The following is a 14,182-nucleotide window of genomic DNA, read 5'->3' as shown; positions in this document are numbered from 1 at the left end:
TGTGGAGAACGAGTTCTGCCCGGTCAGACCCGGGTGATCACCGCATCCGCCGGGGAGACCTCGAGCCACCGCCAGCCGTAGGGATCGAGCTCCAGCTCGAGCGTGCCGTCGATCGTGATCGACTGCCCGTCGAAGCGGTCGGTCAGCGTCACCGGTCCGTCCTCCGACGACACGGAGAGCCGCACCGCCTCCCGGCCGTCGCCGAGGTTGTGGAGGGCGAGCATCGTCCACTCGTCGCTGCGCGCGACGTGCCCGAGCACCGCGCGCTGCCGCACGCCGATGACCTCGAGGGTCGACCACGCGAGTTGCGGGGCATCGCGATACATCGTCGTGAGGCGACGGATGTGGTGCCACAGCGAGTCGGGATCGCGCCGCTGGTCGGCGACGTTCACGCGCTCCGGCCCGAAGTCACCTTCGACGATCGGGCGCGTCAGGCTGGAAGCGCGCGCGCTCGAGAAGCCCGCTCCGCGCCCGGGCTCCCACTGCATCGGCGTGCGCACGGCATAGCGGCCGGGCACGGCGAGCTCCTCGCCCATGCCGATCTCCTCGCCATAGAAGAGCACGGGGCAACCGGGGAGCGAGAACATGAGCGTGTAGACGAGCCGCACCGCGCGCTCGTCGCCGAGCATGGTCGGCAGCCGGCGCCGGATCCCGCGACCGTAGACGCGCATCCCCTCGTCGGGCGCGAACGCCTCGAAGACCTCCTCGAGCTCGTCGGGCTCGAGCTTGTCGAGCGTGAGCTCGTCGTGGTTGCGCACGAAGTTCGCCCACTGGCTCGCGTCCGGCAGCTCGGGCCGCTCGCGGAGCGCTCCCGCGAGCGGCGTCGCGTCCTTCCGCGCGAGCGAGAGGTAGAGCCGCTGCATCGAGACGAAGTCGAACTGCAGCTGCAGGCCCGCCGACTTGCCGTCGGCGTGGAACCAGTCGAGCTGCTCGCGATGCGGGAGGTTCACCTCGCCGAGCAGCGCGACTTCGCCGTTCCGCCGCGACGCGAAGCGCTGCAGCCGCCGCAGGTGCTCGGCGCCGTCGTAGTCGGTCCCGGCCGGCTGCGTGCCGTGCTGGTCGGCGTCGCTGAACAGGAACGGCACCGCATCGACGCGGAATCCCGAGACGCCGAGCTCGAGCCAGAGCCCGAGGTTGCGCTCGATCTGCTCGCGGACGGCCGGATGCGCGATGTTGAGATCGGGCTGGTGGGCCCGGAAGTGATGCAGGTAGTACTGGCCGGTCTGCTCGTCGAGCGTCCAGGTCGATTCCTCCTCGCCGGGGAAGACGGGCGGGTCGGGGTTCGCGGGCGGCTCGTCACGCCACACGTACCAGTCGCGGTGCGGGGAGTCGCGCGACGAGCGCGACGAGCGGAACCACGGATGCTCGGACGAGGTGTGGTTCATGACGAAGTCGATGATCACGCGCATGCCCTGCGATCGCGCGACGCGGATGACCTCGACGAGGTCGCCGAGCGTGCCGAGCCGTGGGTCGACGGCGAAGAAGTCGGTGATGTCGTAGCCGTCGTCGCGATCGGCGGTGGGGAAGAACGGCATGAGCCACAAGCACGTCACGCCGAGGTCGGCGAGGTCGTGGATGCGCGACACGAGCCCCTGCAGATCGCCTGCGCCGTCGCCGTCGGAGTCCTGGAAGACCTGCACGTCGAGGCAGTAGATGACGGTGTTGCGCCACCAGTGGTCGGCGTAGTCGATCGGGTGCGGGCTCACGCGCCGGCCCGTCCCGAACCGGCGCCGAGCGCGGGCAGCACGCGCTCGCCGAACGCGTCGATGAAGGCGGACTGCTCCTTGCCGACGTGGTGCAGGTAGACGCGGTCGAAGCCGACCCCGAGGATCTCGGCGATCCGCGCCTCGTGCACCGATAGGTCGCTCGAGATCGTCACGGCCTCCCGGATGTCGTCGTCCGTCGCGCCCGCCGCGGCGCGCTCGAGCTCCTCCGCGGTCGCGAGGTCCCACGACGCGGGCGCACCGATCGTGCCCGTCGCCCACTGGTCGCGCGCGATCGCCATCGCCTCGCCCTCGTCCGGTGCCCACGAGAGGTGCAGCTGCGCGGCGGCCTCGCCTCGCCCGCCCGCGTCGCGGTAGCGCGCCAGGATGTCGCGCAGGGTCGCCGGGTCGGAGGCGACGGTGATGAGGCCATCCGCCCACCGCGCGTGCGAGGCCGCCGAGTCGGCCGTCACGGCCGCGCCGAAGAGCGGCGGCGGCTGCGCCGGCAGCGACCACACGCGCGCGCGATCGACCACGACCTCGCCCGAGTGCGACACCTCCTCGCCCGCGAGCAGCCGCCGCATGACGTCGACCGACTCGTCGAGCCGTCGCAAGCGCGTGGCCTTGTCGGGCCACGGATCGCCCGTGATGTGCTCGTTCATGTTCTGGCCCGAGCCGAGCGCCGCCCAGCAGCGGCCCGGGAACATCTCGCCCAGCGTCGCGATCGCCTGCGCGACGATCGCGGGGTGCATGCGCTGCCCCGGCGCGGTCACGAGCCCGAGCGAGAACGACGTCGTCGCGAGCGCGGCGCCGAGCCACGCCCACGAGAAGCCGCTCTCGGCCTGGCGCGTGCTCCACGGCGTGTGGTGGTCGGAGCACATCGCCGCCTGGAAGCCGGCCTGCTCGGCATGGCGCACGTGATCGAGCAGCGCCGAGGGCGCGATCTGCTCGTGCGAGGCGTGGAACCCGATGAGCGTCATGGCCTCCACGGAACCGCGCCGGGCGCACCCGGTCAATCGGCGTTCGTCCAGGTGGGCGTGGAAGCCGTGCGCATGGAAGCGGGTGGCGGATGCGTCGACGAGCGCCCCGATGGAGTGGAATGGGTCGGTGACCCTCCGACGACTGCTGCTGCCGATCGACGCGCTCGGACCGGCCGACACGACCGCACGGGTCGTGCAGCTCATGGCGGGGCTCGCGCTCTACGGCCTCTCGCTCGCGATGCTCGTGCGCGCCGATCTCGGCGTCGGCCCGTGGGACGTCTTCGCGCTCGGCATCGCGAACCACCTGCCGATGACCTACGGCACCGCGACAGTCGTCGTCTCGTGCCTCGTGCTGCTGCTCTGGATCCCGCTGCGGCAGCGGCCCGGCATCGGCACGCTGCTCAACGGCTTCCTCGTCGGACCGGCTGCCGACCTCGGGCTGTGGCTCATCCCCGAGACGACCGTGCTGTGGCAGCAGGTCCTGCTGCTCGCGGGCTCGATCGTGCTGCTCGCGTTCGCGACCGGCGTCTACATCGCGCCCGCGCTCGGGCCGGGCCCGCGCGACGGCCTCATGACGGGGCTCGTGCGCATCACCGGCTGGCGCATCTGGATCATCCGCACGCTCATCGAGGGCACGGCGCTGCTCGTCGGCTGGCTGCTCGGCGGGCCGGTCGGCATCGGCACGGTCATCTTCGCCTTCGGCGTCGGGCCGCTCATCGGCCTGTTCCTGCCCTTCTTCGAGCGCCGCCGGGCGGCGAGGGCGTCCCGCTTGCGTGCCGCGCGCCTGGCCGCGTCGACCGGGGAGTGACGGGCCGACGCATCCGATTTGTCCCCCATTCGCGTTCGCAGACTGCGAAAATCCGCGGAAAGCGCGGCGTGTCGGGGTGTTCCTGCCGCGGATCGCGGGGCGCGGGTCTACGTTCGGGGTTGGTCGGAGCCCCTGGGGGCCCCGGCGGATGCCCGCCTCCAGGCGGGCCCGGCATGCCACATCCAGGAGGACACCATGGCTGAGACCATCAACAAGACCACCCTCGCTTCGAAGATCGCCGCGACGACCGACCTCTCGCAGGCCAAGGTCAGCGCCGTCCTCGACGCTCTCTTCGACGAGGTCTCGGCGGCCGTCAAGGCCGGCGACAAGGTCTCGATCCCCGGCTTCTTCAGCGCCGAGCGCACCGAGACGGCTGCCCGCACGGGCCGCAACCCGCAGACGGGCGAGGAGATCCAGATCGCGGCGGGCCACCGCGTCAAGCTGACCGCCGGCTCGAAGCTCAAGGCTGCCGTCAAGTAGTTCCGCTTCACACACAGCACCGGGAGGGGCGTCGTCGAGAGGCGGCGCCCCTCTCGCGTGCACGGGCGGCGGCGGGCCGCTCATAGCGTCGGTCACTACCCTGGATGGGTGCAGCGCCTCCGTCTCCTCGCCCCGGCGCTCGCGATCCTCGCGGGCCTCGCCGCGCTGTGGGCGGCGCTCGAGTTCGGCGGCGGCGCCGACGCGCTCGCGATCGAGGATCCCGGCCCGCTCGTCCGCTACGGCCTCCCCGCCGTCACGATGGTGCGCAACCTCGCGATCGCCGCGTCGTTCGGCGGGCTCGTGCTCGCGTGCTTCGCGCTCGTGCCGGGCAGCCGCGACTGGAACCGCTCGCTCGACCTCGCCGCGCTCTCCGCGGGGGTCGCGACGGTGCTGCAGGCGTTCGTCGGCTTCTGGACCTTCCGCCAGCTCGTCTCGAACCCCGTCACGGCCGACGACGAGTTCGGCAACCTGCTGCAGCTGTTCTTCGTCGAGATCGAGACCGGCAGGCTGCAGCTGGGCACGATGCTCTCGCTCGCGGTGCTCACGGTCGTGCTGCTCGTCGTGCGCGGCTCGACCGCCGTCGCGTTCGCGGTCGTCGGCTGGGCCGTGCCGTTCTGGCTCATCGCCTCCGGCGGCCACGCGGGCGGCACCGCCAACCACGCGCTCGCCGTCTCCTCGCTCCTCCTGCACCTGATCTTCGTGTCGATCTGGCTCGGCGGGCTCATCCACCTCGCCGTGCTCGTGCGCGGGCGCGACGACGAGAGCCCCGACGACGCATCCGCACCCCGGAACGCCGCCTACGGCGACGTGCTGCTGCGCTACTCGAGCCTCGCGCTTGTGAGCTTCGCCATCGTCGCCTTCACCGGCATCGTCTCGTCGTGGGTGCGCATGGAGGGCGACTGGTTCAGCGACTACGGCATCCTGTCGATCGCGAAGGCGGTGCTGCTCGTCGTGCTCGGCGCCTTCGGCGCGTGGCAGCGGATGCGCATCCTCACGCCCGCGCGCGAGGCGCGCTCGCGCGTGACCGGCAGAGCGGTCGCGCTCATCCTCGGCCTCGAGCTCGTCGTGATGGGCGTCACGGCCGGCGTCGCGGCGGGCCTCGCCCGCACGGCAACACCCGTGCCGGAGGTGCCGCCGGGCGCCCAGGCGAGCCCGGCGGAGATCCTCACGAAGCAGCCGCTGCCGCCCGAGTTCTCGCCCATCCGACTGCTGACCGAGTGGCGCATCGACCCGCTCTGGACGGTCATCTGCGCGCTCTTCGCGTTCTTCTACCTCGCGGGCGTCGTGCGGCTCGCGCGCCGCGGCGACCGCTGGTCGGGTGGCCGCACGTTCGCGTGGCTCGCGGGCATCGCGCTGCTGTGGTGGTGCACGAACGGCGCGCTCAACGCCTACCAGGAGTACCAGTTCTCGCTGCACATGCTCGTGCACATGCTCATCGGCATGGCCGTGCCGGTGCTGCTCGTGCCGGGCGCGCCCATCACGCTCGCGATGCGCGCGATCGCCAAGCGCCGCGACGGCTCGCGGGGCGGGCGCGAGTGGATGCTCGCGATCGTGCACTCGCGCTACCTGCAGGTCATCGGGCATCCGGTCATTGCCGCGGTCATCTTCGTCGCGAGCCTGTGGATCTTCTACTTCACGCCGATCTTCGAGTGGTCGATGCGCGACCACCTCGGGCACGTGTGGATGGTGCTGCACTTCCTCGGCGCCGGCTACCTCTTCGTGCAGGCGATCATCGGCGTCGACCCGGGTCCGGCGCGGCCGCCCTACCCGCTGCGGCTCACGCTGCTGCTCGGCACGATGGTCTTCCACGCGTTCTTCGGACTGTCGATCATGATGGGCGACGCGCTCATGCTCGCCGACTGGTTCGGCGCGATGGGCAACGGCATCGACGCGCTCGAGGATCAGCGGGTCGGCGGCGGCATCGCCTGGTCGGTCGGTGAGGTGCCGACCGTGATCATGGCGATCATCACGACGATCAAGTGGTCGCGCAGCGACCGCAAGGAGCAGCGGCGCACCGATCGCGCCGCTGCTCGCGACGGCGATGCCGAGCTCGGCGCCTACAACGCCATGCTCGAGAAGATGGGGGAGCGATGAACGACCAGGCGACCGAGACCGAGACCAACCGCGCGGAGCAGTCGAAGGCGGCGCAGCCCGAGCAGCGCCTGCCGGAGGAGCTCGCGGCGCTCGCCCGCGGGCGCGAGCTGCGCATCACGATCGTGCGGCACGCCGAGACCGAGCACAACACGAACCACCTCATGCAGGGCTGGTCCGACTCGCCCATCACCGCGCTCGGCACCCGGCAGATCGAGGCCGTCGCGCGGCGCCTCTCGAGCGAGCGCTTCGACCTCTTCTTCTCCTCCGACCTGCAGCGCACCCGCACGACGGCGGAGGGCATCCGCGCGGCGCTCGACCCCGCGCCCGAGCTGGAGCTCACCGAGCTGCTGCGCGAGTGGAACTTCGGCGGCCACGAGGAGCGGAAGGCTTCCGACGTGTGGCGCGAGGTCATCGTCGAGCACGGCTTCGAGGTCGACCGCGAGCTGAGCGCGCTGCGAACGATCGCCGAGCAGGTCGGCTGGCGGGGCCTGTTCGACACGATCGCCCAGCTCGACTCGACCGGTCAGGCCGAGCAGGCCGCCGCGACCGTCCTCCGCGCCGACGCCGCGCTCGAGCACGTCATCCGCGCCGCGGCCGACGTGCCGGGCGACGGTGCCGTCCACGTGCTCCTCGTCTCGCACGGCGGCTTCATCACGTCCCTCTTGCGGCAGCTCGTGCCTGACCTCACGCCCGACGTCATCCTGCCGAACTGCTCGATGACGACGGTGTCGCTGCCCGCGGGCACGACCGTGTGGCAGCTCGACCGGCTCGGCGAGGTCACGCCGGTCGAGTAGCGGCTCAGTCCCGCGAGGGCAGGTGCACCGCGATCTCGTAGCGCGCTCGCGGGTCGGTGTCGTCCGAGTGCTCGCCCGAGAGGCCGAGCTGCTCGTAGAAGTCCTTCGCGACGTCGAGCGACTGCCACTCGAGCACCCGGATCTTCGTCTGCTGCTCCGCCCAGTCGCGCACCGCCTCGAACAGGGCCGTCCCCGCGCCGCGACCCCGCGCATCCGGAGACACCCACAGGTCGTGCATGCGCGCGATCGACCAGTCGCGGTGCGGCGCCGGTCCGTAGTCCTGCGCGGCCGCGTAGCCGGCGACGCGCCCGTCGAGCTCGGCGACGACGATGTGGTGCGCGGGGTTCTCGACGAGCGCGACGAGGCGCTCGCGGTAGCGGTCGACCTTCTCGTCCTGCTCGTCGACCGGGCGGTGCGCGGCGAACATCGGCAGCAGCGCCTCGGCGTCGGCCGTCGTCGCCCGCCGGACCGTGATCGCGCCTTCGCTCATGGCGCCAGCGTAGCCCGACGCGCTCCATGGAGGTTCCCGCCAAGGCGTGCGGATGCGCGGGCGCGAGTCGGGCAGGATGGCTCCTCGTGAACATGTGGTTGCAGTGGCTGCTCGCGATGGACCTCAAGAGCCGGAGGAAGCCCGAGCTCGGCATCGGCGACGTCGCGAAGACGACCTTCCGGGTGCTGCCGACGGACATCGACCTCCTCGGGCACATGAACAACGGGCGCTACCCCTCCTACATGGACCTCGCGCGCGTCGACATGACCAACCGCACGGGCATGTCGGCCGCGCTCGGCACGGCCGGCATCTACGCCGTCGTCGGCCAGTCGTCGATGGTCTACCGCCGCTCGCTCGACCTGTGGCAGCGCTTCGACATCGAGACGGCCGTGCTCGGCGGCGACGAGCGCGCGATCTACCTCGTGCAGCGCTTCGTCGTCGACGGCGAGGTCTACGCGCGCGGCATCGTGCAGGGCCGCTTCATCGAGAAGGGCGTCGGCACGGCGAAGATCGCCCGCGTGATCGAGGTGCTCGAGGCCGCCGGCATCGCGGTCGACCTGCCGGCGCTGCCCGAGCAGGTCGCCGAGTGGGCGCGCCTGAACGCGCTGCCGCCGTCGCGCGCGAGCCACCCCTCCGACTGGGCGGGCCGCGTCCCGCGCTGACCGGCGGCTACGGCCGCAGCAGCTCGAGCGCCGCGTGCGCCGCGTTGTGGCCGCCGATGCCCGAGACGGCGCCGCCGCGCCGCGCGCCCGAGCCGGCCAGCAGGATCCGCGGGTGCGCCGTCGCGACGCCCCACGCCTCGGCGACCGACGTCGGCTCGTGGTCGAGCCACGGCCACGAGAGCTGCCCGTGGAAGATGTGGCCGCCCGGCATCGCGAGCGACTCCTCGATGTCGCGCGTCGTGCGCGTCTCGATCGCGGGTCCGCTCCGCCCCTCGACGAGCAGCGGCTCGATCGGCTCGGCGAGCACCGAGTCGAGCGACGCGAGCACCGCGCGCTCGAGCTCGGCGCGCATCCGCTCGTTCGACTCCTCGGTGAGCAGCCGGTCGGGCGCGTGCAGCCCGAAGACGGTGAGGGTGTGGGCGCCGGATGCGCGCAGGTCGTCACCGAGGATCGTCGGGTCGGTGAGCGAGTGGCAGTAGATCTCGCACGGCAGCGGCTCGGGGATGGCGCCGCCCGCCGCGGCGGCGTAGGCGCGCTCGAGCTGCGAGTAGGTCTCGTTGATGTGGAACGTGCCGCCGAACGCCGCCTCGGGCGCGATGTCCTCGCGCAGCCGCGGCAGCCGCGAGAGCAGCATGTTGACCTTCACCTGCGCGCCCTCCGGGCGCGGCACCGACAGCCCCGCGGGCTCGAGCAGCCCCGCGAGCACGTGCGGCGCGATGCCTGCGAGCAAGAGGTCGAACTCGGCGGTGAGCTCGGTGCCGATCGGCACGCCGGGCGAGTCGGTCGGCAGCCCGCCGACCTGCTCGCTCCACGTCACCTCGCCGTCGGGCGTCACGCGCGTGACGGTCACGCCCGTGAGGATCTTCGCGCCCGCCTGACGGGCCGCGAGCTCGAGCTCGCCCGAGACCTGCCCCATGCCGCCGATCGGCACGTCCCAATCGCCCGTGCCGCCGCCGATCACGTGGTACAGCAGGCAGCGGTTCTGCTCGAGGCCCGGGTCGGCGAGCGACGCGAAGGTGCCGATGAGCGCGTCGGTCGCGATGACGCCGCGCGCGACGTCGCTGCGCACCGCGCGCTCGATCGCCTGGGCGATGGGCGCGTCGACGATCTCGGACCACGCGGATGCGTCGCCGGCGGCCGCGCGCGCCGCGTCCCTCGTCGGCAGCGGCTGGGTGAGCGTCGGGAAGAGCGCCGCGGCGAGCCGCGTCGTGCGGTCGTAGAACGCCGCGAAGCCGTCGGCGTCGTCGGCCGCCCCGATCGCGGCGAACGACGCACGGGTCGCGGCCTCGTCGCCGGCGTCGATGAGGAGCCCGCGGTCGCCGCCCGGCACGGGCGTGTAGGAGGAGTAGCGGCGGCGGGCGAGCCGCACGTCGAGGCCGAGGTCGTCGATGATCTGCTGCGGCATGAGGCTCACGAGGTAGCTGTAGCGCGAGAGCCGCGCGTCGAGCCCGTCGAAGGCCTGCGCCGAGACGGCCGCGCCGCCGACGTGCGGCAGCCGCTCGAGCACCGTGACGTCGACGCCCGCGCGGGCGAGGTACGCGGCGGCGGTGAGCCCGTTGTGGCCCCCGCCGATGATGGCGACACGCGACATGCTCGTCCTCCTCGACTCGGGAGGGCCGATGCAGGCGGTCGGCGCCGGCCGGCGAGCGCTCGGCGCCGCTGCCCGGCCCGGGTCGCCCCAGGGCCCACCCCCATACGATATGCGGCATGACCGACCAGTCCAGGGACGACGACTTCGACGCGCTCATCGCGAAGGGCATCGAGCTCGCCGACGCCGAGCAGTCCGGGGCGGAGCAGGTCGAGGTCGTCGCCGAGCAGGACGCCGATCCCGATGAGCCGCTCGCCCCGCTCGGTGGGCGCTTCGGGTTGAGCGGCCCGGCGTTCGAGGTCGACGACGCGACGTTCGCGGCCGCGAGCGGCGCCGAGCCGGTCCCGCCGCCCGCCGTCGCCCGCTCCGCGGAGGGTCCAACGTCGGGCTGGTCGCTCGCGCAGGACCGCGAGGAGGAGCCGACCGCGCAGATGGACGCCGCCGAGCTGCAGGCCGAGCTCGACGCCGCCTCCCAGGTGCCGGTGCCGGGCGACGCGCGCCCGATCGTGCCGACGGTTGCCTCGGCGGGCGGTGCCGACGACGCCTCGCCGACCGCCGCGGCCGAGTCGCCGGAGCCGGTGGATGCGGAGCAGCCGGCCGACGACCCCTTCGCCGCGCGGATGCCCTCGCGGCGCGAGCTGCGCGAGCAGGCGGCGCAGCTCGAGGCTCCGGCGCTCGACGAGGCCGAGCCGGAGATCCTGGACGAGCAGCACGGCGACGTGCATGAGCCGCTGCGGCCGCCGGGTGACGCGACCGAGCCCGAGGCGCCGACGGTCCCCGACCCCGTGCTCGCGAACCCCGTGCTCGCGAACCCCGTCGTCGCGAACCCCGTTGTCGCGAATCCTGTGCTGCCCGAGCAGGACCAGCCGCGCATCGGCGGACTCGCCGCCGCGGTCTCGGCCCGCGCGGCCGCGAAGGCGGAGGCCGAGCGCCGGGCTCGCGAGGGCTCGACCGACGAGCCGCCCGCCGCTGCCGTCGCGGCGCCCGTCGCGCCCCCCGAGCCCAGCGCGGTCGTCAACCCCGCGGCGCCCGAGCGACCGACCGCATCCGCTCGCGTCGAGCTCACCGACGCGTCGAGCGACGACCCCTTCGCGCTCGCGGCGATCGAGCGCGTGCGCGGCTGGATCGACCGGCCGGCGAGCGACAAGCAGGACAAGTCGGCCGAGCGCCTCGCCGGGCTGCTGAAGGACCCCGCGGGCCTCGACTTCGCGATCGGCTTCGTCGACAAGGTCATCCGCCCTGAGGATCCGAAGGTCAGCGCTCGCAACTTCGAGGTGCTCAGCCGCGAGATCCCCGGCTTCCTCGACTGGTACCTCAAGCTCGGCATCACCGCGGGCGGCGGCTTCGGCATCGTCGTGCCGAAGCTCGTCATCCCCGTCGTCAAGCGCGCGATGCGCGACATGGTCTCGCACCTCGTGATCGACGCATCCCCCTCGAAGCTCGCGAAGCCGCTCGCGAGGCTCCGCGAGGACGGCACGCGCGTCGACGCCAGCCTGCTCGGCGAGGGGGTGCTCGGCGAGGAGGAGGCCGCGAGCCGCCTCGAGGGCACGATGGAGCTGCTGCGCCGCGACGACGTCGACTCCGTCTCGATCACGGTGTCGGCGATCGCGCCCCAGCTGCAGCCGTGGGCGTTCGACGAGACGGTCGAGCTCGTCGTCGAGCGGCTGCTGCCGCTCTACCGGCTCGCCGCCGAGTCGACACCGCCGAAGCCCATCAACCTCGACATGGAGGAGTACCGCGACCTCGACCTGACGATCGCGGTCTTCGAGCGCCTCCTGTCGCGCACCGAGCTCCGCGGGCTCGAGGCGGGCATCGTGCTGCAGGCGTACCTGCCCGACGCGCTCGGCGCCTACCGGCGGCTCGCCGCGTTCGCGAAGCAGCGCCGTGCGAGCGGCGGCGCCGGCATCAAGGTGCGGCTCGTGAAGGGCGCGAACCTCGCGATGGAGCGCGTCGACGCCGCGATCCACGGCTGGCCGCTCGCCGTCGTCGGCTCGAAGGCCGCGAGCGACGCGAGCTTCAAGCGCGTGCTGCGCGAGGCGCTGCTGCCCGACAACGCGTTCGCGGTGCGGCTCGGCGTCGCGAGCCACAACCTCTTCGACCTCGCCTACGCCGCCGAGCTCGCCCGCCACCACGGCACCCACCAGCGCGTCGACGCCGAGATGCTGCTCGGGATGGCCGCCGAGCACCAGGGCGCCGTGCGCGAGGTCTTCCCCAACCTCGTGCTCTCCACGCCCGTCGTGCGCCCCGACCAGTTCGACGCCGCCGTCGCCTACCTCGTCCGCCGGCTCGAGGAGAACGCCGCGGGCGAGAACTTCATGTCGAGCATGTTCGACCTCGCCGACCCTGCCGTCTTCCAGCAGGAGCGCGACCGCTTCCTCGAGTCGATCGAGCTGCTGCGCACCGACGACGCGGCCGGCGAGCCGCGACCGAACCGCACCCAGGACCGGCTGGGCGACCTCGCGGTGTCGGTGACGCATCCGACCGGGTTCGCCAACGAGCCCGACACCGATCCGTCGCTGCCGGCCAACCGCGATTGGGCGAGGCAGCTCGTGCAGCGCGCGGGCGAGACGCGGCTGGGCCTGCGCACCCTCGAGATGAACCGGATCGACGACTGGCCGACGCTCGAGCGGCGCATCGACCGGGCGGCGCAAGCGGCGAGCGGATGGGCTGGGCTCGGTGCCGCGCGGAGGGCCGAGATCCTGCGCGACGCGGCGACGGCGCTCGGCGTCTACCGCGGCCGGCTCATCGAGATCATGATGGCCGAGACCGGCAAGACGATCGGCGAGGCCGACCCAGAGGTGTCGGAGGCGATCGACTTCGCGCGGTACTACGCCGAGCAGGCGATCGAGCTCGAGCGCGTCGAGGGCGCCACCCCGCGGCCCGTCGCGCTCACGGTCGTCGCCCCGCCGTGGAGCTTCCCGGTCGCGATCGCGTGCGGCGGCGTGACGGCGGCGCTCGCGACCGGCTCGGCGGTCATCCTGAAGCCCGCCCCGCAGGCCCGGCGCTCGGCGGCCGTCCTGGCCGAGGCGCTCTGGGAGGCGGGCGTGCCGCGCGACGTGCTGCTGCTGTGCGACGTCGAGGAGGGCGAGCTCTCCGAGCGCCTCGTCGCCCACCCCGCGGTCGGCCGCGTCATCCTCACCGGCTCGACCGAGACCGCCGAGCGCTTCACGACCTGGCGCGCCGACCTGCCGCTGCTCGCCGAGACGAGCGGCAAGAACGCCATGATCGTCACCCCCTCGGCCGACTTCGACCTCGCCGTGGCCGACATCGTGCGCAGCGCCTTCCTGCACGCGGGCCAGCAGTGCTCGGCCGCCTCGGTCGCGATCCTCGTCGACACGGTCGGCGACAGCGAGCGCTTCCGGCGCCAGCTCGTCGACGCGGCGAAGACGCTCCGGGTCGGCTCGCCGCTCGACGCCCGCACCCACGTCGGCCCGCTCATCGAGCCGGCGCAGGGCGACCTGCTGCGCGCGCTCACGAGCCTCGAGGACGGCGAGGAGTGGCTGCTCGAGCCGAGGCGGCTGGATGCGTCGGGCCGGCTCTGGTCGCCCGGCATCCGCGACGCCGTCCTCCCGGGAACGTACTCGCACGTCACCGAGCTCTTCGGGCCGCACCTCTCGCTCATCGAGGTCGACTCGCTCGAGGAGGCGATCGAGGTGCAGAACAGCACGGAGTTCGGCCTCACCGCCGGCATCCACTCCCTCGACCCGGAGGAGGTCGCGCACTGGCTCGACGAGGTCGAGGCGGGCAACCTCTACGTCAACCGGGGCATCACCGGCGCCATCGTGCGGCGGCAGCCGTTCGGCGGCTGGAAGCGCTCGCAGGTGGGGCCGGGCGCGAAGGCCGGCGGACCGAACTACCTCGCGACGCTCGTGGACTGGGAGCCGGTGCACGCCGAGCCGAAGGCGTCGGTGCAGCTCAAGGGGCTCGACAAGCGCGTCGCCGAGGTCATCGAGGCGGCGACGCCCGCGCTCGACTTCGTCGAGTTCGACGCCGTGCGGGCCGGTGCGAAGAGCGACCAGGCGCGCTGGAAGGCGGAGTTCGGCGTCTCGAAGGACGTCTCCGGGCTCGGCGTCGAGCGCAACGTCCTCCGCTACCGGCCCGCCGAGGTGCTCATCCGCGTCGCGGAGGACGGCCGCGTCGTCGACCTCGTGCGGCTGCTCGCCGCCGCGGCTCGCGCGCGCTCCACGGTGCGCATCTCGACAGCCGTCGAGGTGCCGCCCGGCGTCGTGAAGCTCGCCCGGCGGCCGCTGCCGGCGCTGCGGCTGCTCGAGGTCGTCGAGGAGTCCGACGCCGAGTTCCACGCACGGCTGCGCTCGCGCGAGGCGCTCGCCCCGGTGGAGCGCGACGACGTGCTCGGCCTCGAGCGTCCCTCGGAGCCCGTGCGACGCATCCGCCTCGTCGGCACCGATCCCGGTGTGCGCGAGGCGCTCGCGGGCGACGTCTCGGTCGCCGTCTACGACCAGCCGGTCACACGCGCGGGCCGCGTCGAGCTGCTGCCGTTCCTGCGGGAGCAGTCGGTGTCGATCACGGCGCACCGCTTCGGCACGCCCGACCGGGCGATGCTCGAGCTGCCCGTCTGAGGC

Annotated in this window: 10 protein-coding genes; 6 read left to right on the top strand and 4 right to left on the bottom strand. The window is 73.0% G+C overall.

Annotation, left to right across the window (positions count from 1 at the left end; all coding sequences use genetic code 11):
- Positions 1-23: 23 nt before the first annotated feature.
- Both JSQ78_RS08710 and JSQ78_RS08705 read right to left on the bottom strand, forming a co-directional pair.
- Positions 24-1,706 (bottom strand): alpha-amylase family protein, encoded by a 1,683-nt coding sequence (locus JSQ78_RS08710; protein WP_249295574.1) that lies wholly within the window; start codon positions 1,704-1,706, stop codon positions 24-26.
- Positions 1,703-2,683 (bottom strand): TIGR03885 family FMN-dependent LLM class oxidoreductase, encoded by a 981-nt coding sequence (locus JSQ78_RS08705; RefSeq protein ID WP_211447041.1) that lies wholly within the window; start codon positions 2,681-2,683, stop codon positions 1,703-1,705. Before JSQ78_RS08705 ends, JSQ78_RS08710 begins: the two co-directional genes overlap by 4 nt.
- Before the next feature lie 127 nt (positions 2,684-2,810).
- Here JSQ78_RS08705 and yczE point away from each other — a divergent pair, with 127 nt between their 5' ends.
- The 4 genes from yczE to JSQ78_RS08685 all read left to right on the top strand — a co-directional run bounded on the left by yczE (position 2,811) and on the right by JSQ78_RS08685 (position 6,859).
- Positions 2,811-3,491 carry a membrane protein YczE gene (gene yczE / locus JSQ78_RS08700; protein ID WP_211447039.1) on the top strand — a complete coding sequence of 227 codons (681 nt, stop codon included), beginning with the start codon at positions 2,811-2,813 and terminating at the stop codon, positions 3,489-3,491.
- Between the two features lie 195 nt (positions 3,492-3,686).
- Positions 3,687-3,971, top strand: coding sequence for an HU family DNA-binding protein (locus JSQ78_RS08695; RefSeq protein ID WP_021010536.1), 285 nt, complete (start codon positions 3,687-3,689; stop codon positions 3,969-3,971).
- Positions 3,972-4,079: 108 nt separating this feature from the next.
- A complete protein-coding gene (locus JSQ78_RS08690; protein ID WP_211447037.1) occupies positions 4,080-6,065 on the top strand; it encodes a bifunctional copper resistance protein CopD/cytochrome c oxidase assembly protein in 1,986 nt (661 codons plus the stop codon).
- Positions 6,062-6,859 (top strand): histidine phosphatase family protein, encoded by a 798-nt coding sequence (locus JSQ78_RS08685; RefSeq protein ID WP_211447036.1) that lies wholly within the window; start codon positions 6,062-6,064, stop codon positions 6,857-6,859. The genes JSQ78_RS08690 and JSQ78_RS08685 overlap by 4 nt, the downstream gene beginning before the upstream one ends.
- Before the next feature lie 4 nt (positions 6,860-6,863).
- Here JSQ78_RS08685 and JSQ78_RS08680 read toward each other — a convergent pair whose 3' ends face one another.
- Entirely contained in the window at positions 6,864-7,349 is a 486-nt protein-coding gene (locus tag JSQ78_RS08680) for a GNAT family N-acetyltransferase (RefSeq protein WP_211447035.1), read from the bottom strand.
- Between the two features lie 92 nt (positions 7,350-7,441).
- Here JSQ78_RS08680 and JSQ78_RS08675 point away from each other — a divergent pair, with 92 nt between their 5' ends.
- Positions 7,442-8,011 (top strand): acyl-CoA thioesterase, encoded by a 570-nt coding sequence (locus JSQ78_RS08675; protein ID WP_249296029.1) that lies wholly within the window; start codon positions 7,442-7,444, stop codon positions 8,009-8,011.
- Positions 8,012-8,018: 7 nt separating this feature from the next.
- Here the strand turns inward: JSQ78_RS08675 and JSQ78_RS08670 are convergent, their stop codons facing one another.
- Positions 8,019-9,602, bottom strand: coding sequence for a phytoene desaturase family protein (locus tag JSQ78_RS08670; RefSeq protein ID WP_211447033.1), 1,584 nt, complete (start codon positions 9,600-9,602; stop codon positions 8,019-8,021).
- Between the two features lie 1,109 nt (positions 9,603-10,711).
- Between JSQ78_RS08670 and JSQ78_RS08665 the strand changes: the two genes are divergently transcribed.
- A complete protein-coding gene (locus tag JSQ78_RS08665) occupies positions 10,712-14,179 on the top strand; it encodes a bifunctional proline dehydrogenase/L-glutamate gamma-semialdehyde dehydrogenase (RefSeq protein ID WP_502756143.1) in 3,468 nt (1,155 codons plus the stop codon).
- The last annotated feature ends 3 nt before the right edge of the window (positions 14,180-14,182 follow it).

It is taken from the genome of Agrococcus sp. Marseille-Q4369, assembly GCF_018308945.1.
In the GTDB taxonomy this organism is placed as follows: Bacteria; Actinomycetota; Actinomycetes; order Actinomycetales; family Microbacteriaceae; genus Agrococcus.
This window is presented reverse-complemented; position numbering and strand designations above follow the sequence as displayed.